Source organism: Metabacillus sp. 113a (assembly GCF_050107635.1).
In the GTDB taxonomy this organism is placed as follows: Bacteria; Bacillota; Bacilli; order Bacillales; family Bacillaceae; genus Metabacillus_B.
Genome location: NZ_JBNILJ010000004.1, coordinates 108,868 through 130,378 on the forward strand (window position 1 = coordinate 108,868; position 21,511 = coordinate 130,378).

Here is a 21,511-nt window from a genome sequence, read left to right on the forward strand (position 1 = left end):
CTTGCCTGTTATCATATATGCTGAAAACGATGGTGCAATATTATTTAAATCATATAAGAATACTTGGTTTTAAACACATTAGCATGGATGACAGGAACTGTCAATGAGACATTATTCAGAATGGAAGAAGGCAGTTTTGCCAGGAAATGATAAACTGGAAAAATAGGATACTGAAGGAGAGTGAAAGCGATGACGACGCTTGGGATGATCCGGCATGGAATTACAGAATGGAATATGGAGGGCAGGGCTCAGGGAAGTTCTGATATCCCTTTGCATGAACAAGGGATATTGGAGGCAAAAAGGCTTGCCCAAAGGATAGGGGAAGAGCGGTGGGATTTGCTATATTCGAGCCCGCTTAAAAGAGCAAAGCAAACTGCAGACATCATCAGTGCAGAGCTTGGCGGTATAGAAGTGGCAATAGATGAACGGCTTCGTGAAACGGGCGGCGGGCAGATTGAAGGAACCACGGAGGCAGAACGGCTGGAGAAATGGGGCAGCGGATGGAGAGAGCTTGATCTGGACCGGGAAACTTCCAGGCAAGTGATAGAGAGAGGTTTGCACTTTATTGAAGATGTGGTGCAAAAGCACCCTGACAAACAGATCCTAGTCGTATCCCACGGCTCCTTTCTGCGGCATGTACTTCAGGAGCTCGTGCCGTCGGGTGAAAAGCAGGAAGCACTTAAGAACACGTCCATTACCCACTTGACTGCAGATAAGGAAAAATGGTCCTGCGGCTTATACAACTGTACAAAGCACCTGGAAATCTGATAGACCGTCGCCTCATTTCTCTGCTGGGAGAAACGGGGTTTTTATCTCTTTTTTTGCTGTTCATATAGATGGTCCTTTGGACAGCGCTGAAAAATGCCAAATCGGTTGCACTCCCTTCACAATGCCCTTCTGTACTGGATATTTGTCCTGGCAGCTGACTGCCAGGAGGTCCCTTTTCAAGTGTTTCACCTCGCCTTTTCCATAGTCTCGATTATTAAATCTTTGCAATGGGGTGCCGGTATTACTGCCCTCACTTAACTAGTCTGAAAAAAGGAGTCTATACGCCAGCATTATTACCGAAAGAGCCGTTGGCAAGGATAGGTGAGCCTGTTTTCTACTATTATATATATCCCTTTATTTACTGAGTGGTTTGTTAAAGAGCGGCGATAATGATCATTTCGTTATTTCTTCCGCAAAGGCTGCAATGGAATGAATGAGTTCCTCAGCGGATTGACTGCGGCTTAAGCGGGGGCTTTGTCCGCACCATAATGACATATATTCCGGATTGTCCTGATCAAACGCCGCTTTGCGCAGTGGTTTCGTTAACTCATTCTGCATCGGATACGGCAGGATTCTTGTTTCCTGTTCCATATCATAAATAAACTGGTTTTTTATCCCCCGTGCTTCTTTGCCGGAAAAAGCTTTGGTTAAAACAATCTGATCCTCCCTTGCGTTTAAAACGGCTTCTTTATAAAGGGGATGGGCCTGGCTTTCAAAGGTAGTCAGGAAGGCTGTTCCCATCTGGACTCCTTGAGCCCCCAAGCATAATGCCGCCCGAAAACCCCTTGCATCCATGATGCCGCCTGCAGCGATTACAGGTACTTTGACGATATCGCAGATTTGCGGAACAAGGGACATCAGCCCAAGCATATGCTGCCCGGGCGGACCGGAGAACGTACCCCGGTGTCCTCCCGCTTCACTGCCTTGGGCAGTAATGGCATCCACCCCCTGCTCTTCCAGCAGAATGGCTTCCATCACGGATGTGGCCGTTCCAATGACAAACGTACCGTTTTTTTGAAGCTCGGCCACATCTTCTTTAGCCGGCATCCCAAATGTAAAAGAGCAGACTGAAACCTTCTCTCTCAAAACCGTTTCCAGCTGCTCCTCATAATGCCCTTTTCCTCCAAGCTTTGCAGGAGGGCTTTCCTGAACGGCTAAATCTTTGCGGATAGGGCGAAGAGCTTCATATGCATTTTGAATCTCGCTTGCGGAAGTATCCGTCTGTTCAGGAACGAACAAGTTGACAGAAAAAGGCCTTTCCATGCTGCTTTTAATGTCAGAAATTAAATCAGCAAGATCCTCCGCGTTCATATACCCTGCTCCAATCGAGCCAAGACAGCCGGCCCGTGACACCGCACAAACTAACTCCGACCCGGTTATGCCTCCTGCCATAGGAGCCTGGATAATCGGATATCGGACGCTTAATCCTTCTTTCAAAGACGCTGTCATGTACAACTCCCCCATTCCATAATGAAAACTTAGACATTTTTAGCTGAAATCCTTTAAATTCCTCGTAAATCCTGTCTTTAAGATGCTTTGGTGCCCGGCTGCAGACCTATGACCCGTGAGCTGCCGCAATCACAGAAGGAAGCTGCAAAAGAGAAGTCGGGGATTGAAACCAATTCAGATGGAATGAATAAGATAATTGGGCATTGGAGCCAATAGCTTTTTGTCCTTCACTTATGGTATATTTTTTGAAGTGCATCTAACTTGAGAGCCGCTCTGCAGGTCAGAGCTGAATAAATTGATATAGAACGAGGTATATACATGAACTTAAAACAGGAAATTAATAAACGCAAAACCTTTGCGATTATTTCCCACCCGGATGCCGGGAAAACAACGCTCACAGAAAAATTGCTTCTTTTTGGAAATGTGATCCGGTCAGCAGGAACGGTTAAAGGAAAAAAATCAGGCAAGTTTGCAGCATCCGACTGGATGGAAATCGAGAAAAAGCGGGGAATTTCCGTTACTTCCAGCGTCATGAGCTTCCCTTATCATGATTTTCACGTCAACATTCTCGATACCCCCGGACATGAAGACTTCAGTGAAGATACGTACCGCACATTGACTGCTGTAGACAGTGTAGTCATGATTATTGACTCGACTAAAGGGGTCGAGCCTCAGACGATTAAGCTGTTTAAAGTGTGCCGGATGCGTGGAATTCCAATTTTTACATTTATGAACAAGCTGGACCGCGAAGGCCGGGATCCGCTTGAACTGCTGGAGGAGATTGAAGAAGTTCTTGGAATTGAATCTTATCCGATGAACTGGCCGGTAGGAATGGGAAAACGGTTCCTCGGTATTTATGACCGCTATTCCGATTCTTTCGTCCGCTTTAACGGAAACGAAGAAGAAACGGTATACAAAGCAGGGGAGATGGAAGAAAAAGCGGAGGATGTTTACGAGAATCCGACTTATCAGGATACGCTTGGGGAGCTTGAGCTTTTAAATGAGGCGGGCAACGAATTTGATGCAGAGCGTGTGAAAAATGGCGAGCTGACGCCTGTTTTCTTTGGAAGCGCCCTTTCTAATTTCGGCGTTCAAACCTTCTTTGACACATTCCTTCAGTTTGCTGCCTCTCCGCAGCCCCGCAGAACTAACGAGGGCTTTGTGGAGCCTGAGAAAGAAGAATTTTCGGGCTACGTATTTAAAATACAAGCCAATATGAACACGAAGCACAGAGACCGGATCGCATTTCTGCGGATTTGCTCCGGCACATTCGAACGCGGAATGAACGTGACGCTGAGCAGAACGAATAAAGTGATTAAGCTGTCCCAGTCACAGTCCTTTATGGCAGGAGACCGGGAGACAGTGGATACAGCTTATCCAGGGGATATTATCGGCATCTATGATCCAAACGCCTATCAAATCGGCGATACACTCGTCGCCGGGAAAGACCGGTTTGAATACGAGGAATTGCCGCAATTTCCGCCTGAAATGTTCAAAAAGGTCCGTGCGAAAAACGTGATGAAATCGAAGCAATTCAAGAAAGGAATCGATCAGCTCGTACAGGAAGGAGCCATCCAGTTTTTCCGCCAGGAGCTGAACGATGATATTATCCTCGGCGCAGTCGGACAGCTTCAGTTTGAAGTGTTTGAGGAACGGATGCGCTCTGAGTACAATGTGGAAATTGAACTCAGTTCACTCGGCGACCGGATCGCCCGCTGGATTGAAGACGAAAAAGTCGACCGCAAAAAATTTGATAACCGCAGTCTGCTTGTCAAAGACCGTTATGGACAGTATGCGGTTCTATTTGAAAATGACTTTACGTACCGGTATTTCCGGGACAACAACAAGGATATCAAATTGATCGACTTGCTTGAAAGCAACGATTACCAAAGCTATAAAAGGTAGGCATGAAAAACGTGCCCAGAGCATAATGCTCTGGGCACGTTTTTTTGCTTTTTAGCCGTCAGGGCAAGATAATGTGGATGGCTGTGATCCGGATGCTGTCGGATACGAGCGGGATTTTGCCGAATGCGATCCGGATGCTGTCGAATATGAGCGGGATTTTGCCGAATGCGATCCAGATGCTGTCGAATATGATCCAAATGGTAATTGTGCCTGAAGTCGAATCCCATAATGAAAAGCGTCCCCGCAGCCTGGGGACGCTTCCGGGATTTAATATTCCAATGTCTTCGGGACAGAGGGCAGGTTCTTGTCCTTATAGATCTGCCTGGCAAGCAGCGTTTGCAGGATAACGAATAATCCGCCGATGGCCCAATATAGAGGGAGGAACGCTGCTGCTCCAAAAGAAGCAGCCCCCATCATAATGGGCATGATATAAGTAAAGACCGCCATTTGCTTTTGCTGTTCGGCAGGCTGATCCATCTGGGAGACCTTAGCCTGCAGGAAGTAAACAGCAGCAGCAATGATTGGCATAATTGGGTCCGGACTTCCCAAATCAAACCATAAAAAAGAATGGGCGGCAATTTCCGGAGTCCTTTGAATCGCAAAATAAAAACCAAAAAGAATCGGAGTTTGTATAAGAATGGGCAGGCAGCCGGCTGCGAGCGGATTGTACCCGTGCTTTTGATAGAGCTGCAAAGTTTCCTGCTGCATGAGCCGCTGAGCATCCGCATCTTTTTTCTTATCCTTGTATTTTTCCTGAAGTTTTTTCATTTCAGGCTGCAGCCCCGCCATCTTCTTTTTCATTTCCTGCTGATTTTTATATTGCTTCATCATAAATGGCATCAAAAGCAGGCGGACAAAAAAGGTGACAAGGATGATCGCTATTCCATAGCTGCCGCTGAACAGGGAAGCGGTATAGGTAATCAATGCGGACAAAGGGAATACAACAAAATGATTAAAGATTCCTGCCGTTTCGCTGCTGATCGGTGTATGATCCGCCTGACAGCCGCTTAAAAGCAGGATGATGATCAGGAAAAAGCTAGACCGTTTAAGGAACGTGAATATGGGTGATTGGTTTGGCATGTGTGCCCTCCTCGTATGGTTGGATAAACTGGGATATACGAGAAGGGGCGGCGGTCGCCATCATCATCCGGAGCGGCAGCCATTTTCATCACGTTTATGATCCACGCGTGAACCTTGTCTTGTCCGCCGGTAAATAACCGCGGCGGTTTTCGATCGGAAACCGCTGGTGTAAAGCCGTCTTTAAACGGCAGTCCTGCATGAACGTTTTTGCCGGCTGCAAAAGTAAGAGCCAATGCTCCGCCGGCTGAAACAATAAGACTGATGAGCATAATAAAGTGGCTGACATCATTCAAAAAATCCAGATCCATTAGCACCCATATTCACCTCCTTCTTATGTAATACTTATATTATATCATTTATCTGGCGCGGACATACGAAACCGCCATCAAAGGATGGCGGTTCTGCTTCGCTTAAAGCTCTGAATCTTTAATATGTGCAAGCGGCATCAGGATTTCTTCTGGGTGAAACGGAGCAAGCTCTTTCCCTTTTTCTATCTTCCTGGGAGCATCCGGATTGGCCAATGCACCAGTGCCGAGGCTTACAAAATCAGCATCCCCCGAACAAAGTAAGGAAGAAGCCTTCCTCGGATCCTGAAGCTGTCCATTTGCGATCACAGGCAATCCGCTGAATGCTTTAGCAGCCGCGGCGAGTGATTTTGTTCCATCACCGAAGGATGAGGCGGTTCCGTCTGCATCCGTTACATGAATATAGTCCAGCGGTGCTTTTCCGAGAGTTGAAAAAATGGCTTCCGCATCTTCTTCACCGTTCTTCCATTTGTAGCGGGGATCCGAGACCTTTGCCTGTGAAATCCGAATGCCGATGATCATATCGTTGCCTGCTGCCTGCTGAACGTCATAGATGATTTCAAGCAGGAATCGCAAGCGGTTTTGCAAGGACTCCCCGTATGAGTCTTCTCTCGCATTTAATTCGGGGGTTAAAAACTGATCCAATAAATAGCCGTTGGCTCCATGGATTTCAACTCCGTTAAAGCCAGCCTGACGGGCATTCATTGCAGCTGCTGCAAATCCTCTCTTCACATTTGTGATGTCATGATCGCTCATTTCCCTAGGCGTCGGATAAGGGCCTTTGCCCCCGTAAAATTCGAGCTGCTCTCCACGCGGTGGGATGGCGGAAGGAGCTGCCGTTTCATTTGTATAGCGGTTTCCCTGTGATTGCCCCCCGGCATGCATAAGCTGGGCAATCATTAAAGCTCCATGTTTCTGGACCGTTTCCGTAATGGGCCTCCAAGAAGCAATATGTCCTGCCGACACAAGACCCGGCTGATTTTCATATCCCTGGCTGTAAAGGTCGTCCGTATAAATTCCTTCTGATATGACAGCGGCAAAGCCCCCTTTGGCGTACCGCTTATAATACCGCTCCATACGGGAATTGGCCATCCCGTCCTCATCAGCACTTATTCTCGTCATAGGGGAAACAAGCAGCCGGTTCTTTAACTTATAAGGCCCTAGAAGCTGGCTTGAAAACAGCTCAGAATAGGTAGACATCGTCATTCCTCCTAATTTTGCGTCTAGAATCACACATACCCTTTTTCCGAAAAAAATCACATCCTGGCACCTTGGGGTGTTTGCGTACATGCAGATTGTGAAATAAAAGAAATAGACAAAAGGGAGGCTTACTCAATGACAATCAAGGCCATTTTATTTGATGCATACGGAACATTGTTTGATGTGTTTTCAGTAAAAGAAAAATGCGGACAATTTTTCGAAGGTAAAGGAGAGGAATTAAGCAAAACCTGGCGGGAAAAGCAGATGGAATATTTTTTTCTTAGCCAAATTCTTCAAAAATACGAACCATTTGACGAACTCACAGAAAAAGCATTAAGAGCAGCACTGGACCTTCATGGAGAAGAAGCAGACCGGAATACAATGAGCGAGCTTATGAAAGCATATGAACAGCTCACTCCATTTGAAGAAACAGAAGAGGTCTTAAAAAGTCTTAAAGGCAGACAAACGTACATTTACTCGAATGGTACGAAGAAAATGCTTGATCCTTTGATTGAACATAACGGCTTAACAGACTGGATCGGAGCTTTAAGTGCAGATGAAATCCGGCAGTATAAACCCTCACCGGCCGCCTACAGCTACGCGATGGAAAAGCTCGGGCTGAATAAAAAAAACATTTTATTTGTTTCATCCAATCAATGGGACATTGCAGGTGCCGCAAGCTTCGGATTCAGAACAGCCTGGATCAACCGGAAAAACGAACCCGTCTCAAGCCTCGGCTATCATCCAGAATATATTTTCAGGGACCTGAAAGGCCTTGAAGCTGTTCAATGATGAGAGGCCTGCATGCAAAACTTTTTTTTCCGTGATAGAATAAATCTATTACTATACAGGGAAGAGGGAGTTACCCAATGCTGACGAAGGCGATCTTGGCATTGATTTTTCTATTTGTTCTCGTTGTGCTCTTTACGAGAGTCACATACAGTTATATTGTCGGAACGTTGCTGACTGCGGCATTAATTATTGCATCCTACCTTAAGGGCTACACCCAGTTTGATTACATCGTGGGGCTGGATGCTGTATCCCTTGTAGCCGGAGCCATGTATGCGAGGAAAATGACGCGAAAGCCAAACCATTTGAATAAATAGACACAGGCGCTGTCTAAAAACCTTTCAAAGAGAAGCAAGCCCGGGAAAGCTGATTGAGCATTCCCGGGTATTTTAATTTGATTATGTCTATTCCCAAAGGTTCGTTCCCCTTTTCAAACCCGTCCCTGAAACCTATAACGCGCAGCAGTCTCCTTTGCATTATTGCATTGAGTAATCTCCGCCATTGCAAATAGAGAAAATACCCCCCAATTACCGAACCAAAAAGCAAAGCAGCTGCCTTTCGGCTTGATTAACTTTCCCTCTAAAACAAAAAAGCCGAAGCGGGCACCCTCTTATGTGCCGGAATTTCTGATTAAAAAGATTGCAGAACACTAAAAGCGGGAAACCTGTAAGACAGAATGAAAAAATACCGCAAACGTCAGTTCGTATGTTTGGAAAAACTTCCACGGACTATGGTAAAATATGATTACGATATTGCGTGAATTGGAGGCCTTTTTGTGGAACAGCGCTTTGAATTAGTTTCGAAATATCAGCCGGAAGGGGATCAGCCTGCGGCTATTAAAAAACTGGTTGAAGGAATTAATGAGGGCAAGAAGCATCAGACGCTTCTTGGTGCAACAGGAACGGGGAAAACCTTTACTGTTTCAAACGTCATTAAGGAAGTAAACAAGCCAACGCTTGTCATTGCCCACAATAAGACGCTGGCCGGCCAGCTCTACAGCGAGTTCAAAGAGTTTTTCCCGAACAACGCTGTAGAGTATTTTGTGAGCTATTATGATTACTACCAGCCGGAAGCCTATGTTCCGCAGACGGATACCTTCATCGAAAAGGATGCAAGCATCAATGATGAAATTGATAAGCTGCGCCATTCGGCCACGACTTCATTATTTGAGCGCAGAGACGTCATCATCATTGCCAGTGTATCCTGCATCTACGGCCTCGGTTCACCGGAGGAATATAAAGAACTCGTCGTTTCGCTGCGGACCGGAATGGAGCTTGAGCGCAACCAGCTCTTAAGACGCCTTGTAGATATCCAGTATGAACGGAATGACATCGACTTCAAGCGCGGAACGTTCAGAGTGCGGGGAGATGTAGTGGAAATTTTTCCGGCTTCAAGAGATGAGCACTGCATCCGGATTGAATTTTTCGGAGATGAAATTGACCGGATCCGCGAGGTGGATGCATTGACGGGCGAGATATTGGGCGAGCGCGAGCATGTCGCTGTCTTCCCTGCATCCCACTTCGTCACAAGAGAAGAAAAAATGCGCGTAGCCATTGAAAACATAGAAAAAGAGCTGGATGAAGAATTAGCCAAAATGCGCGAGGCCGGTAAACTGCTTGAGTCCCAGAGGCTTGAACAGCGGACACGCTATGATCTTGAGATGATGAGAGAAATGGGATTCTGTTCAGGCATTGAAAATTACTCCCGTCATCTTACATTGAGGCCTCCAGGCTCAACCCCTTATACCCTGATTGACTACTTTCCCGATGACTTCATGATCGTAGTGGATGAGTCCCACGTAACTCTTCCGCAGGTGCGCGGCATGTTCAACGGGGACCAGGCAAGAAAGCAGGTTTTAGTGGACCATGGCTTCCGTCTGCCCTCGGCTAAGGACAACAGACCGCTCCGTTTCGATGAGTTCGAGGAGCACATGACGAATATGATCTATGTTTCAGCCACTCCAGGTCCTTATGAAATCGAACATACAGATGAAATGATCGAACAGATCATCCGCCCGACCGGATTGCTGGACCCGAACATTGAAGTGCGGCCGATCCAGGGGCAGATTGATGATTTAATCGGAGAAATCAATGCAAGAGTGGAACAAAATGAACGGGTTCTAGTCACGACCCTGACGAAAAAAATGTCAGAGGATCTGACGAATTATCTGAGGGAGATCGGCATTAAGGTCACGTATCTCCATTCTGAAATCAAAACGCTTGAGCGGATCGAAATTATCCGGGATCTGAGACTCGGCAAGCACGATGTTCTTGTCGGCATTAACCTTTTAAGAGAAGGACTTGATATACCGGAAGTATCGCTGGTGGCAATTCTTGATGCCGATAAAGAAGGCTTCCTCCGCTCAGAACGGTCTCTCATTCAGATTACAGGCCGGGCAGCGAGGAACTCAAACGGCCACGTCATTATGTATGCCGATAAAGTCACCAATTCAATGGATATTGCCATTAAAGAAACACAGCGACGCCGTGAAACGCAAGAGGAATATAACAGCAGGCATGGAATTGAACCAAAGACAATCCAGAAGGAAATTCGCGATGTAATCCGTGCCACAATGGAAGCGGTGGAGGAAGATACCGATCAGGCAGCACCGAAAATAGCGAAGCTCACTAAGAAAGAGCGCGAAAAAGTAATTGCCCAAATGGAAAAGGAAATGAAGGAAGCAGCGAAAGGCCTCGATTTCGAACGGGCTGCCGAGCTTCGTGACTTGCTAATAGAGCTGAAAGCGGAAGGATGACAAATGTATGGCCAGTGAAGAGATTGTTGTAAAGGGAGCCAGGGCCCATAATCTGAAAAATATAGATGTTTCCATTCCGAGGAACCAGCTTGTCGTTTTGACAGGCCTCTCGGGATCAGGCAAGTCTTCCCTTGCATTTGACACGATTTATGCGGAAGGACAGAGACGGTATGTTGAATCGCTCTCTGCCTATGCAAGACAGTTCCTTGGGCAAATGGATAAACCGGATGTAGATTCCATCGACGGGTTATCTCCTGCTATTTCCATTGATCAGAAAACCACGAGCCGCAACCCGAGATCCACCGTTGGAACCGTTACAGAGATCTATGACTACCTGAGACTGCTGTATGCCCGTGTCGGCCGCCCGGTCTGCCCGAATCACGGCATTGAAATTACTTCCCAGACGATTCAGCAGATGGTGGACAGGATCACGGAGCTCCCGGAGCGGACAAAGCTGCAGGTTCTCGCTCCAATTGTTTCAGGAAGAAAAGGCACACATGCCAAAACGCTTGAGGACATAAAAAAGCAGGGCTATGTGAGGGTCCGGGTCAATGGCGAGATGCAGGAGCTCTCTGAGGAGATTTCCCTTGAGAAAAATAAAAAGCACTCGATTGAAGTCGTGATCGACCGGATTGTGTTAAAAGAGGGAATTGAAGCAAGGCTGAGCGATTCTCTTGAAGCGGCCCTCGCCTTAGGAGAGGGAAAGGTCATGATCGACGTGATTGGGGAAGAGGAGCTGCTTTTCAGTGAGCATCATGCCTGCCCCTATTGCGGATTTTCAATCGGCGAGCTTGAACCGAGAATGTTTTCATTTAACAGCCCGTTCGGCGCCTGCCCTTCCTGTGACGGCCTTGGGTCTAAGCTTGAGGTCGATTACGATCTCGTGATTCCAAATGATCATTTAACCCTTAACCAAAATGCGATCGCACCGTGGGAACCGACCAGCTCGCAGTACTACCCGAAGCTTCTCGAAGCAGTGTGCAGCCATTTCGGAATTGATATGGATGTTCCGGTCAAAGACATGCCGAAGCATCAGCTCGACAAAATTCTTCACGGGAGCGGGAAGGAAGAAGTATACTTCCGCTATGAGAATGATTTTGGACAGGTAAGGGAAAACTATATAAAATTCGAAGGCGTTATGAAAAATATCGAACGCCGGTACCGGGAGACAAGCTCTGACTACATCCGTGAACAAATGGAAAAATATATGGCCCAGCAGCCTTGTCCCGCATGTAAAGGATACCGCCTGAAAAAAGAAACGCTGGCTGTGAAAATTAACGGACGCCATGTAGGCGAATCCACCACACTTTCTGTGCAGGATGCATACGATTTTTTTGGAAGTCTCGATCTGACAGAAAAAGAATTGAAGATTGCGAACCTGATTTTACGAGAGATCAGGGAACGGCTCGGGTTCCTTGTAAACGTCGGACTTGATTATCTGACGCTTAACCGGTCTGCCGGTTCTTTATCCGGGGGTGAAGCCCAGCGGATCCGGCTTGCCACCCAGATTGGTTCAAAGCTGACCGGAGTTCTCTATATTCTGGATGAGCCATCAATCGGACTTCATCAGCGTGACAATGACCGCCTGATTGAAACACTGCAAAACATGAGAGATATCGGAAATACGCTGATTGTTGTCGAGCATGATGAAGACACGATGCTCGCAGCAGATTATTTAATTGATATAGGACCGGGTGCAGGAGTCCATGGTGGGAATGTTATTTCTGCAGGCACCCCGAAGCAGGTAATGAAAGATAAAAATTCTTTAACCGGAATGTATCTGTCAGGTAAAAAGTTCATACCGCTCCCTCAGGAAAGAAGAAAGCCGGACGGCCGCTATATTGAGGTCAAGGGAGCAAATGAGAACAACCTGAAGAATGTGAACGTTAAGTTCCCGCTGGGGACTTTTATCTCGGTAACGGGTGTTTCCGGGTCAGGAAAAAGCACCCTTGTAAACGAAATACTTCATAAGTCGCTCGCACAAAGACTTCACAAAGCGAAAACAAAGCCCGGCGAGCATAAGGAAATACTGGGGATCGATTATCTGGATAAGGTTATTGATATCGACCAATCTCCAATCGGGCGTACACCCCGTTCCAACCCGGCAACCTATACGGGCGTTTTTGATGATATCCGCGATGTATTTGCTTCAACCAATGAAGCAAAGGTGAGAGGGTACAAAAAAGGACGATTCAGCTTCAACGTTAAAGGCGGCCGCTGCGAGGCATGCCGCGGGGACGGAATTATCAAAATTGAGATGCATTTTCTTCCCGATGTCTATGTGCCATGCGAAGTGTGCCACGGAAAACGCTACAACCGGGAAACGCTTGAAGTAAAGTATAAAGGGAAAAACATCTCAGACATTCTCGAAATGACGGTAGAAGATGCTCTGGAATTTTTCGAGAACATCCCGAAGATTCATCGTAAGCTCCAGACCATATTTGATGTAGGATTAGGCTACATCACGCTTGGCCAGCCGGCTACCACACTGTCCGGAGGAGAGGCGCAGCGGGTTAAGCTGGCTTCGGAGCTGCATCGCAGATCGACCGGCCGCTCCTTGTATATTCTTGATGAGCCGACTACCGGTCTTCACGTCGATGACATTGCAAGACTCCTGAAAGTCCTCCAGCGGCTTGTAGAAAACGGTGATACGGTTCTCGTTATCGAGCACAATCTTGACGTGATCAAAGCCGCCGACTATCTTGTGGATCTGGGACCTGAAGGAGGAAATGGCGGCGGACAAATTATCGCTGCAGGAACCCCTGAACAAATAATGGAGGAAAAAGCTTCCTATACCGGCCGTTATTTGAAACCGATCATTGAACGTGAACGGGAACGCATGAATAACCTGGTTAAAGAAGCGGTAGCGAAATAAAGGAGATCAGCCCTTTTAATGGGGCTGGTCTTTTTCTAATGCAGTGTGCCTGTGCGGCTGGCAAGCCCATTGCTGGTTGACCAGGCTGACACACCCCCTTAAAAACGAAACCTACTGAAGCAGTATTCCGTACTACTCATTAAAGGAGCTGAACCGTAATGAAAACAAATAAAGTCTTATCGTCCCTATGTTATTTCAGTGTGCTGTTTGCCCCATTCTTATTTCCGCTGATTGTTTATTTTGCCGTAGATCATCCGGAGTCAAAAGCACATGCGAAAAAGTCGTTTTTCTCACATGTGATCCCCGCTGTAACAGTAGCTGCTTACATTCTAATTTTCTTTGGCGCCGCTTTTGCCGAGCAGGATCAGCTTGTTGGGATTGTATTTTTATCCGGTTTTCCGGTCGTCCTGATTGTGAACCTTATTGTATTTGTTTGGAACATTGTGAAAGGAATCAAGATTTTAAAGACCGTATAAAGGGATTGATTTTCATTTTGCCGAATAGGGTTAATAAGAGTGCCAATTGAAGGAGGAATAACTGTGCAGGAAGAACGCAGAAGAATTCTTAGGCTCGTTGAGGAAGGGAAGCTGACAGTAGAGGAGGCTCTTGCCCTTATTGAAAAATTGGATCATGAAAAAGAGAGCCATGAAAAGAAATGGGCTTCCTTTTCACCGTCCATCCTGTTGAAGAAGGATGAAAAAGAAGGACAGACATCAGGTTCTGCAGAGAATCAGGAGGGGTTTGGGTCCGGCAGCAAAACCGCATCCAAACTCATGGGCTGGGTTGACTTTGCAGTGAAAAAAGTGAAAGAGCTCGATTTGGATTTGGCAATTGGTCCTGCTTTTGATGTCAGCCACATATTTCAGTACAGCGGGAAAGGCCTTATGGAATGGGATGTTCAAATTGTAAATGGCAACGTCACATTCAAGCCGTGGCATGAGGATGAGGTAAGAATTGAATGCGAGGCGAAAGTTTATCAGATTGAGGATGCGGATCAGGCAAAGGAGGCATTCCTGAAAAATTTCTACTGCGACCTGGAAGGAAGCAAATTAAGGGTTCAGTGCGATAAAAAAGCCATGAAGGCAAATGTGGTGATTTTCCTGCCTGCAAAGGTATATGAATCGGCAAAAGTTAAGCTGTTTAACGGCCCGATAAGAGGGGAACAGCTAACAGTGAAGGATTTTAAAGCTAAAACCGCCAATGGAGTGATTTCCTTAACCTCACTCACTGGTGAAAAAGCAGAGCTGGAAACAGCAAACGGTCAGATTAAACTGGCACAGCATGAATTTCAAACCGTCGAGGCAGAGACCATCCATGGAATGATCGATGTAAGCGGAGCGGGGCGCAAGCTGGACCTGCAAAGCTTTAACGGAAGGATTCAGCTTCAGGTGTCCGATCCGGAATGCAAAACCATTCATTGCAGCGCAGCAACAGGCAGCGTTGAAATATCAATCCCTCAAGCCATCAAATCCGCAGGGCAATTGAAAACCAATCTCGGCTCTCTGCATTGCTATTTGGATTCGCTTGAGATTACCGGAGAAAAACATGAAACCATCGCCAAAGAGCTGAAATTCCGGTCCAATGAACATGCTGCTGGAGATCTTTCTGTATTTGCTGATTCGAAAACCGGCTCTGTTGTATTAAAACATATTGAGAGGTGAAATCAAGATGCTGACAAAATCACGGACGAACAAAAAACTTGCTGGAGTACTGGGCGGCATTGCGCAGAGATTCGGATGGAATGCGGATTTGCTGCGTGTCATCTTTATCATCGCCCTATTTCCGACGGGAGGAGCTCCATTAATCATTGCTTACTTCGTACTCGTTCTTTTATTAAATAAAGAAGGAAACGAATCTAATGGGTAGGTGGATCATCAGCGTTCTCATTAACGCCGTTATTTTAATGGTGTGTGCGCTGATTTTTAAAGACAATTTTTATATCGCCAGCATCTGGGCTGCCGTTGGAGCAAGCCTGGTGCTGTCAATTATCAATTTTTTAATCAAACCCTTCCTGGTCATCCTGACCTTGCCGGTAACGGTTTTGACATTCGGGCTTTTCCTGTTTGTTATTAATGCCATTACCCTGATGATTACGCAGGGGCTCATGGGAGATGCCTTTAATATTGACGGATTCGGAACCGCCATTTTGGCATCGATTGTCATTTCACTCCTGCATCTTGTGGTGCAGAAGGGTGTCATTGAGCCAATGAGGAAAGAAAAGTAGACCAGCGTGCAAACGCTGGTCTTTTTCTTATCCTGACTCCTTCATTTTTCCACCTGTAAATTCACAAAAATGTGGGAATAATAACGATCAGGTGATGAAATGAAATACATTCGCATTCTTCTCATTGTGCTGGTCGTTTTTTTCTTAACCGCCCTGCCGTTTAAAGGGCATGCAGACGAAGATTCCTTCTCCTTTGTATGGATGTCGGATACCTAGTATTACGCGAAAAGCTATCCGGAAATTTTAACGAGCCAAATGAATTGGCTGGTCAACAGCCGAAGAACAGAGCGGCTCTCCTATTTAGTCCATACCGGTGATCTCGTTCATAACCCGGATCAGTTCAGCCAGTGGGAAAGAACCGACCGTGCTTTTCAGAAGCTGGAGACTCATGGTTTTTCATACGGCGTTTTACCAGGAAACCATGACTTTATTGAATATGGTTCCCATCAGCCTTATTATCAATTTTTCGGCGCTCATCGCTTTAAATCAAAGCCCTATTACAAAGGCTCTTTTCTTGATAACTGCGGCCATTATGACACGGCCGGTGGAAAAGTCTTTATATATATGGGATGGTGCAAAGCAGGAAAGGGAGAGCTCAAGTGGATGAATCGGGTTTTAAAGCATCATAAAGACAAGGAGGCCGTTCTGGCGTTTCATGATTACCTGACCTTTAAGGGAACACGCAGCCGGAATGGGGAAAAAATATATAGACACGTCGTCGTTCCAAACAAAAATGTAAAGCTCGTGCTGAGCGGGCATTATTATGGGACCGCTATGAAAATGGACATTCCTCAAAGCGGGAGAATAGTGTTTCAGATGCTCTCCAACTATCAAAGCTTTTCTAAAGGCGGAGGTGGCTATTTGAAAATATTCACATGGAATCCCTCAGGAATCCGGGTCAGAACCTACTCTCCTTATTTAAATAAAGAACGGGGAAAGCCATTTGAGCTGAAGTACGAATAAACCTCCTTTTCAGGAGGTTTTTTGGTTTCCTCCGGACCAGGTCCATCGTACCTGCCCTTGCATTAAGACCTGGGAAGCTGAGAAGCGTTTCCAACTGCCGAATGTCCCATTAGGCTTTATGAACTTAACCCCTTGTGAGCCCGATTCTATCTGGAGGGATTTAATATTCTGAAAAGCTATGTGGTCCGTAATAAAAGTGCTAAAATGGAAGAAGATTTTACATATGGTGGTTTGGCAAAAGGAGGGCTCATGATGCCTAAAGTACGAACGAAAGATTTAATGGAGAAATTCACTATGGAATTGGTGAGCGGTGAGGAAGGCATTAACCGGCCGATTACGACGAGTGACTTGTCAAGGCCAGGTCTTGAGATTGCAGGCTATTTTGCCTATTATCCAAAGGACCGCGTCCAAATTCTGGGAAAAACAGAGCTCTCTTTTTTTGAGAAGCTGCAGCGGCACGAAAAAGAAGAGCGGATGAATGCGTTATGCACCTCTATTACACCGGCTATCATTGTTTCAAGGGAGCTGGAAATCCCGGAGGAACTCATGGAGGCTTCAGAAAAAAGCGGAGTTCCCGTTTTACGGTCCTCAATGAAAACAACCCGCCTTTCCAGTCATTTAACGAATTTTCTTGAAAGCAAGCTTGCTCCTACGACCGCCGTTCATGGTGTGCTCGTTGATATTTACGGAGTAGGCGTGCTGATTATTGGAAAAAGCGGAGTGGGGAAAAGTGAGACAGCCCTTGAGCTGGTTAAACGGGGACATCGTCTCGTAGCCGATGACTGTGTGGAAATCAGGCAGGAGGATCAGAATACGCTGATCGGAAATGCACCCGAGTTAATTGAACATCTGCTTGAAATCCGCGGTCTGGGTATTATCGACGTCATGACATTATTCGGTGCCGGAGCGGTTCGCACCAATAAGCGGATTACGCTTGTCATCGATCTTGAAACGTGGGATCCGAAAAAGCAATATGACCGCCTTGGTCTAGAGGAAGAAACGATGAAAATCATTGATACAAACATTCAAAAGCTGACGGTACCGGTTCGGCCGGGACGAAACTTAGCTGTTATTATTGAAGTGGCTGCCATGAACTTCCGATTGAAACGAATGGGACACAATGCAGCAGAGCAATTCACGACAAAGCTTGCCGATGTAATTGAAGAAGGCGAACGATAAGAATCAGAACAGGAGTTGAAGAACATGTTTGGAACGATTCAGCCAATTGATCCGATTGCTCTTAATCTGGGAGGGCTGCAGATCCATTGGTACGGAGTAATAATAGGCCTAGGTGCCCTTCTCGGATTATGGATAGCGGTCCGGGAAAGTGTGAGAAGGGGTCTCCATAAGGATACATTTGTCGATTTGGTTCTCTTCGCGATTCCGATCGCTATTATTTGCGCAAGGCTCTATTACGTTGCCTTCCAGTGGGATTACTATTCTCAAAATCCGGCAATGATCCCTCAAATTTGGCAGGGCGGCCTTGCGATCCATGGCGGTCTGATTGGTGCCGTGATCACTGCGGTTATTTTTGCGAAAATCAAAAACTTATCATTCTGGAAGCTTGCGGATATCGCAGCCCCAAGCATTATCCTTGGTCAGGCAATCGGACGCTGGGGCAACTTTATCAACCAGGAGGCCTTTGGAGGACCGGTTACGAGAGAATTTCTGGAAAACCTGTATTTGCCTGAATTTATCATTAATCAGATGTACATAAATGGCCAGTATTATCACCCGACCTTCTTATACGAATCGCTTTGGAATTTCGCAGGCTTCGCCTTGCTCCTATTCCTGCGCAGAGTAAATTTAAGAAGAGGAGAACTGTTTTTATCCTACGTCATCTGGTATTCCATCGGAAGGTATTTCATCGAAGGGATGAGAACCGACAGTTTAATGCTGACGGAATCACTGCGAATTGCTCAGGTGATTTCAATCGTGCTGATTCTAATCGCTATTGGCTTTATCGTTTACAGAAGAATAAGCGGATCGGCAAAAGAGCACTATCTTGATGCATAAGGGGGAGTGATTAGACTGAAGGGGAGCTTAGCAAAAGGCTGGAAGGCAGGACTGGCTACAACATGGACACTTGGAAAAGTGATTTTTCCCGTCACGCTGCTTGTAGGGATTCTTCGCCATACACCGGTTCTGGATTATCTTATTCAGGCCATCACCCCTTTGATGGGACTGATTGGTCTAAGAGGAGAAGCGGCCATACCGCTGGTTCTCGGTAATTTTCTGAACCTTTATGCCGGAATTGCCGGTATTTTAACACTTGATTTAACCGTTAAAGAGGTATTCATCCTCGCCGTTATGCTTTCGTTTTCTCATAATCTGATCATTGAATCTACAGTTGCTGCAAAGGTAGGCATCAAGCTCTGGCTGATTCTCGCTGTCCGCATCGGCCTCGCGCTCCTATCCGCTGCCGTTATTAATCTTGTGTGGCGCGGCGGAAGTGAAATGGCACAATACGGCTTTATCCAAAAGAGCGAAGCCGCCCCGAACGGCTGGGGAGAAATTTTACTCGATGCATTTGGAAAAGGCCTGCTTGGAATCGTTCAGCTGGCGGCCATTGTTATCCCTCTAATGCTGATCATGCAGCTGTTAAAGGATTATGGCTGGCTGACGGTTTTTTCAAAGTGGATGGCGCCTGTAACAAGATTCCTTGGAATGAGGGAAAACACTTCTATGACGCTTGTGGCAGGTTTAACAATTGGTCTTGCTTATGGAGCTGGAGTGATGATCCAAGCGGTAAAAGAAGATGGGGTCAGCTACCGTGACCTGACACTCGCCTTTATTTTTCTCGTTTCCTGCCATGCCGTAGTAGAGGATACGCTGATATTTGTTCCGCTTGGCATCCCTGTTCTTCCTCTATTTCTCATTAGAGTCATCACGGCGGTATTATTGACCGTAATTATTGCAAAGCTATGGAAACAGCCAGATTCTTCAGCAAGAAAGGAACCCGCAAATGAAAAGAAATACCATTCTGTTTGATTTGGACGGAACGTTAATTAATACGAATGAATTGATCATCGAATCCTTTTTACACACACTCAATCATTATAAGCCCGGTGAATATGTGAGGGAGGACGTGCTTGCGTTCATCGGTCCGCCTCTCTCTGATACGTTCACCGCAGTGAATCCGGAAAAAGTGGAAGAAATGATCGTAATGTACAGAGCCTTCAATCATAAACGGCATGATGAGCTTGTAACCGAATTCGCAACAGTGTACGAGACGGTCGAAAAACTTCACCAGGCAGGCTATAAGCTCGGAATCGTTACAACGAAAATAAGAGACACCGTGAACATGGGGCTGAAGCTGACAAAACTGGATCAGTTTTTCGATGTCGTCGTTACGCTAGACGATGTCATAAACGCTAAGCCCCATCCCGAACCAGTGCTTAAAGCCCTTAAATTGCTCGATTCCAAGCCGGAAGAGGCGATCATGGTTGGAGATAACCACCATGATATCGAATCCGGAAAAGCAGCCGGAACCCTTACAGCCGGTGTTGCCTGGACCATTAAAGGAAGAGAATACCTGTCAGGCTATAAACCCGACTTTATGCTGGAGCAAATGAGTGATTTGCTGCCAATCGCAGGAGTGGAGGAAAGGTGAGGAAAACAACCCGCTACCCTGTATCCGGCTCTAATTCCCTTTGGCACATTTACAAAACTGTGCCATTCTGGAAGGTAGCTAAAAACTTTATGGTTATTCAGATTGCCAGATACACCCCATTTCTCGGGATGAAAAACTGGCTTTACCGGACGTTTTTAAAAGTAAAGGTTGGAGACCAAACCTCCTTCGCCCTCATGGTCATGCTGGATATCATGTTTCCGGAAAAAATTAAAGTGGGGCGTAATTCCGTAATCGGCTACAACACAACCATCCTTGCGCACGAATACCTGATTAAAGAATACCGTCTTGGCGACGTGATCATAGGGGACGAAGTAATGATCGGAGCCAACAGCACCATCTTACCCGGAGTCACAATCGGCCACGGTGCCATTGTATCCGCCGGAACCCTCGTCCACAAAGACGTTCCGGATGGAGCCTTTGCTGGCGGAAACCCGATGCAGATCATTTACACAAAAGAAGAAATGGAAAAACGAGCACTCATGGAGCCCGCCGGACAGAACGATTAATCTGTTTAGCGGGTTTTTTCCTATATGGGTGATGAATCGGGGAAAAGAGACTGGCGGGTAGGGGACGGTTGTGATTTTGGGGGATGCTTGGACCGGTGGATGTCTGACGAGGATGTCAGACATCGCGGTTGAAGGGGGTGGATGTCAGACAAGAATGTCAGACAATGCGGTTGAAGGGTGTGGATGTCAGACAAGAATGTCAGACAACGCGCCTGAAGGGTGTGGATGTCAGACAAGAATGTCAGACAACGCGCTGAAAGGTGTGGATGTCAGACAAGAATGTCAGACAACGCGCTGAAAGGGGTGGATGTCAGACAAGAATGTCAGACAACGCTTTGAAAGGTGTGGATGTCAGACAAGAATGTCAGACAATGCGGTTAAAGGGTGTGGATGTCAGACAAGAATGTCAGACAACGCGCTAAAAGGTGTGGATGTCAGACAAGAATGTCAGACAACGCGCTGAAAGGTGTGGATGTCAGATAAGAATGTCAGACAACGCTTTGAAAGGTGTGGATGTCAGACAAGAATGTCAGACAAGAATGTCAGACAACGCGGTTGAAAGGGGTGGATGTCAGACAAGAATGTCAGACAACGCGCTAAAAGGGGTGGATGTCAGACAACAATGTCAGACAACGCGCTAAAAGGGGGTGGATGTCAGACAAGAATGTCAGACAATGCGCCTGAAGGGGTTGGATGTCAAACAAGAATGTCAGACAACGCGCTAAAGGGGATGGATGTCAGACAACAATGTCAGACAACACGCCAAAGGGGTGGATGTCAGACAAGAATGTCAGACAACGCGCTAAAAGGGGTCGATGTCAGACAACAATGTCAGACAACACGCCAAAGGGGTCGATGTCAGACAACAATGTCAGACAACACGCCAAAGGGGGTGGATGTCAGACAACAATGTCAGACAACGCACCTGAAAGGGGTTAGATGTCAGACAACAATGTCAGACAACGCCACCCCTCCCCCTAACAACATCCTTCCCATTAAAAAAACTCACTTACGCTTCAGAAGTTCAAAACCGCCCAAAATAGGGAAGCATACATTCA

Annotated in this window: 21 protein-coding genes; 17 read left to right on the forward strand and 4 right to left on the reverse strand. The window is 46.5% G+C overall.

The genetic code is table 11. The features are described from left to right. Positions 1-189: 189 nt before the first annotated feature. Entirely contained in the window at positions 190-768 is a 579-nt protein-coding gene (locus ACQCVE_RS08795) for a histidine phosphatase family protein (protein ID WP_426862502.1), read from the forward strand. 393 nt (positions 769-1,161) lie between these two features. Here the strand turns inward: ACQCVE_RS08795 and ACQCVE_RS08800 are convergent, their stop codons facing one another. Beyond that, on the reverse strand, positions 1,162-2,217 hold the full coding sequence (locus ACQCVE_RS08800; RefSeq protein ID WP_426862504.1) for an NAD(P)H-dependent flavin oxidoreductase: 1,056 nt from the start codon (positions 2,215-2,217) through the stop codon (positions 1,162-1,164). Positions 2,218-2,535: 318 nt separating this feature from the next. On the opposite strand from ACQCVE_RS08800, the gene ACQCVE_RS08805 reads away from it, so the two are divergent. Then, positions 2,536-4,122: a peptide chain release factor 3 gene (locus ACQCVE_RS08805; RefSeq protein WP_426862506.1), complete on the forward strand. Its 1,587-nt coding sequence runs from the start codon at positions 2,536-2,538 to the stop codon at positions 4,120-4,122. Positions 4,123-4,195: 73 nt separating this feature from the next. Next, positions 4,196-4,336 (forward strand): hypothetical protein, encoded by a 141-nt coding sequence (locus ACQCVE_RS08810; protein WP_426842823.1) that lies wholly within the window; start codon positions 4,196-4,198, stop codon positions 4,334-4,336. Positions 4,337-4,389: 53 nt separating this feature from the next. On the opposite strand, the gene yidC is transcribed toward ACQCVE_RS08810, so the two are convergent. From yidC to ACQCVE_RS08825, 3 genes are all read right to left on the reverse strand, one after another. Next, positions 4,390-5,202, reverse strand: coding sequence for a membrane protein insertase YidC (gene yidC, locus ACQCVE_RS08815; protein ID WP_426842822.1), 813 nt, complete (start codon positions 5,200-5,202; stop codon positions 4,390-4,392). Next, entirely contained in the window at positions 5,148-5,516 is a 369-nt protein-coding gene (locus ACQCVE_RS08820; RefSeq protein WP_426842821.1) for a hypothetical protein, read from the reverse strand. Before ACQCVE_RS08820 ends, yidC begins: the two co-directional genes overlap by 55 nt. 96 nt (positions 5,517-5,612) lie before the next feature. Continuing rightward, positions 5,613-6,707, reverse strand: coding sequence for an NADH:flavin oxidoreductase (locus ACQCVE_RS08825; protein WP_426842820.1), 1,095 nt, complete (start codon positions 6,705-6,707; stop codon positions 5,613-5,615). Between the two features lie 135 nt (positions 6,708-6,842). Between ACQCVE_RS08825 and ACQCVE_RS08830 the strand changes: the two genes are divergently transcribed. The 14 genes from ACQCVE_RS08830 (at position 6,843) to ACQCVE_RS08895 (ending at position 20,453) form a co-directional block, all read left to right on the forward strand. Further along, a complete protein-coding gene (locus tag ACQCVE_RS08830) occupies positions 6,843-7,499 on the forward strand; it encodes a haloacid dehalogenase type II (protein WP_426862508.1) in 657 nt (218 codons plus the stop codon). A gap of 77 nt (positions 7,500-7,576) precedes the next feature. Beyond that, the gene (locus tag ACQCVE_RS08835) at positions 7,577-7,813 is read left to right on the forward strand and encodes a DUF2198 family protein (protein WP_426862510.1); all 237 of its coding nucleotides are present in this window, start codon (positions 7,577-7,579) and stop codon (positions 7,811-7,813) included. Positions 7,814-8,271: 458 nt separating this feature from the next. Beyond that, positions 8,272-10,251, forward strand: coding sequence for an excinuclease ABC subunit UvrB (gene uvrB / locus ACQCVE_RS08840; protein WP_426842817.1), 1,980 nt, complete (start codon positions 8,272-8,274; stop codon positions 10,249-10,251). 7 nt (positions 10,252-10,258) lie between these two features. Next, on the forward strand, positions 10,259-13,126 hold the full coding sequence (gene uvrA / locus ACQCVE_RS08845; protein WP_426842816.1) for an excinuclease ABC subunit UvrA: 2,868 nt from the start codon (positions 10,259-10,261) through the stop codon (positions 13,124-13,126). Between the two features lie 158 nt (positions 13,127-13,284). Then, positions 13,285-13,602: a hypothetical protein gene (locus ACQCVE_RS08850; protein ID WP_426842815.1), complete on the forward strand. Its 318-nt coding sequence runs from the start codon at positions 13,285-13,287 to the stop codon at positions 13,600-13,602. A gap of 63 nt (positions 13,603-13,665) precedes the next feature. Beyond that, positions 13,666-14,787 (forward strand): DUF4097 family beta strand repeat-containing protein, encoded by a 1,122-nt coding sequence (locus tag ACQCVE_RS08855; protein ID WP_426842814.1) that lies wholly within the window; start codon positions 13,666-13,668, stop codon positions 14,785-14,787. Between the two features lie 7 nt (positions 14,788-14,794). Continuing rightward, positions 14,795-14,992 carry a PspC domain-containing protein gene (locus ACQCVE_RS08860; RefSeq protein WP_426842813.1) on the forward strand — a complete coding sequence of 66 codons (198 nt, stop codon included), beginning with the start codon at positions 14,795-14,797 and terminating at the stop codon, positions 14,990-14,992. Further along, positions 14,985-15,350 (forward strand): phage holin family protein, encoded by a 366-nt coding sequence (locus tag ACQCVE_RS08865; protein WP_426842812.1) that lies wholly within the window; start codon positions 14,985-14,987, stop codon positions 15,348-15,350. The genes ACQCVE_RS08860 and ACQCVE_RS08865 overlap by 8 nt, the downstream gene beginning before the upstream one ends. A gap of 255 nt (positions 15,351-15,605) precedes the next feature. Continuing rightward, positions 15,606-16,313, forward strand: a complete 708-nt coding sequence (locus ACQCVE_RS08870; protein WP_426862511.1) for a metallophosphoesterase — start codon at positions 15,606-15,608, stop codon at positions 16,311-16,313. 252 nt (positions 16,314-16,565) lie between these two features. Continuing rightward, on the forward strand, positions 16,566-17,492 hold the full coding sequence (hprK, locus tag ACQCVE_RS08875) for an HPr(Ser) kinase/phosphatase (RefSeq protein ID WP_426843348.1): 927 nt from the start codon (positions 16,566-16,568) through the stop codon (positions 17,490-17,492). Positions 17,493-17,516: 24 nt separating this feature from the next. Then, the gene (gene lgt / locus ACQCVE_RS08880) at positions 17,517-18,329 is read left to right on the forward strand and encodes a prolipoprotein diacylglyceryl transferase (protein WP_426842810.1); all 813 of its coding nucleotides are present in this window, start codon (positions 17,517-17,519) and stop codon (positions 18,327-18,329) included. A 15-nt stretch (positions 18,330-18,344) separates the two neighbouring features. Further along, positions 18,345-19,304, forward strand: a complete 960-nt coding sequence (locus tag ACQCVE_RS08885; protein ID WP_426862656.1) for a nucleoside recognition domain-containing protein — start codon at positions 18,345-18,347, stop codon at positions 19,302-19,304. Then, positions 19,279-19,926: a pyrophosphatase PpaX gene (gene ppaX / locus ACQCVE_RS08890; RefSeq protein WP_426842809.1), complete on the forward strand. Its 648-nt coding sequence runs from the start codon at positions 19,279-19,281 to the stop codon at positions 19,924-19,926. The genes ACQCVE_RS08885 and ppaX overlap by 26 nt, the downstream gene beginning before the upstream one ends. Beyond that, on the forward strand, positions 19,923-20,453 hold the full coding sequence (locus tag ACQCVE_RS08895) for an acyltransferase (RefSeq protein ID WP_426842808.1): 531 nt from the start codon (positions 19,923-19,925) through the stop codon (positions 20,451-20,453). Before ppaX ends, ACQCVE_RS08895 begins: the two co-directional genes overlap by 4 nt. The last annotated feature ends 1,058 nt before the right edge of the window (positions 20,454-21,511 follow it).

Excerpts from the sequence above, each read along its gene's own strand:
- ACQCVE_RS08795 (WP_426862502.1), top strand. The coding sequence starts at position 190 with ATGACGACGCTTGGGATGATCCGGCATGGAATTACAGAATGGAATATG.
- ACQCVE_RS08800 (WP_426862504.1), bottom strand. The coding sequence starts at position 2,217 with ATGACAGCGTCTTTGAAAGAAGGATTAAGCGTCCGATATCCGATTATC.
- ACQCVE_RS08805 (WP_426862506.1), top strand. The coding sequence starts at position 2,536 with ATGAACTTAAAACAGGAAATTAATAAACGCAAAACCTTTGCGATTATT.
- yidC (WP_426842822.1), bottom strand. The coding sequence starts at position 5,202 with ATGCCAAACCAATCACCCATATTCACGTTCCTTAAACGGTCTAGCTTT.
- ACQCVE_RS08825 (WP_426842820.1), bottom strand. The coding sequence starts at position 6,707 with ATGTCTACCTATTCTGAGCTGTTTTCAAGCCAGCTTCTAGGGCCTTAT.
- ACQCVE_RS08830 (WP_426862508.1), top strand. The coding sequence starts at position 6,843 with ATGACAATCAAGGCCATTTTATTTGATGCATACGGAACATTGTTTGAT.
- ACQCVE_RS08835 (WP_426862510.1), top strand. The coding sequence starts at position 7,577 with ATGCTGACGAAGGCGATCTTGGCATTGATTTTTCTATTTGTTCTCGTT.
- uvrA (WP_426842816.1), top strand. The coding sequence starts at position 10,259 with ATGGCCAGTGAAGAGATTGTTGTAAAGGGAGCCAGGGCCCATAATCTG.
- ACQCVE_RS08850 (WP_426842815.1), top strand. The coding sequence starts at position 13,285 with ATGAAAACAAATAAAGTCTTATCGTCCCTATGTTATTTCAGTGTGCTG.
- ACQCVE_RS08860 (WP_426842813.1), top strand. The coding sequence starts at position 14,795 with ATGCTGACAAAATCACGGACGAACAAAAAACTTGCTGGAGTACTGGGC.
- ACQCVE_RS08865 (WP_426842812.1), top strand. The coding sequence starts at position 14,985 with ATGGGTAGGTGGATCATCAGCGTTCTCATTAACGCCGTTATTTTAATG.
- ACQCVE_RS08870 (WP_426862511.1), top strand. The coding sequence starts at position 15,606 with ATGAATTGGCTGGTCAACAGCCGAAGAACAGAGCGGCTCTCCTATTTA.
- hprK (WP_426843348.1), top strand. The coding sequence starts at position 16,566 with ATGCCTAAAGTACGAACGAAAGATTTAATGGAGAAATTCACTATGGAA.
- lgt (WP_426842810.1), top strand. The coding sequence starts at position 17,517 with ATGTTTGGAACGATTCAGCCAATTGATCCGATTGCTCTTAATCTGGGA.
- ppaX (WP_426842809.1), top strand. The coding sequence starts at position 19,279 with ATGAAAAGAAATACCATTCTGTTTGATTTGGACGGAACGTTAATTAAT.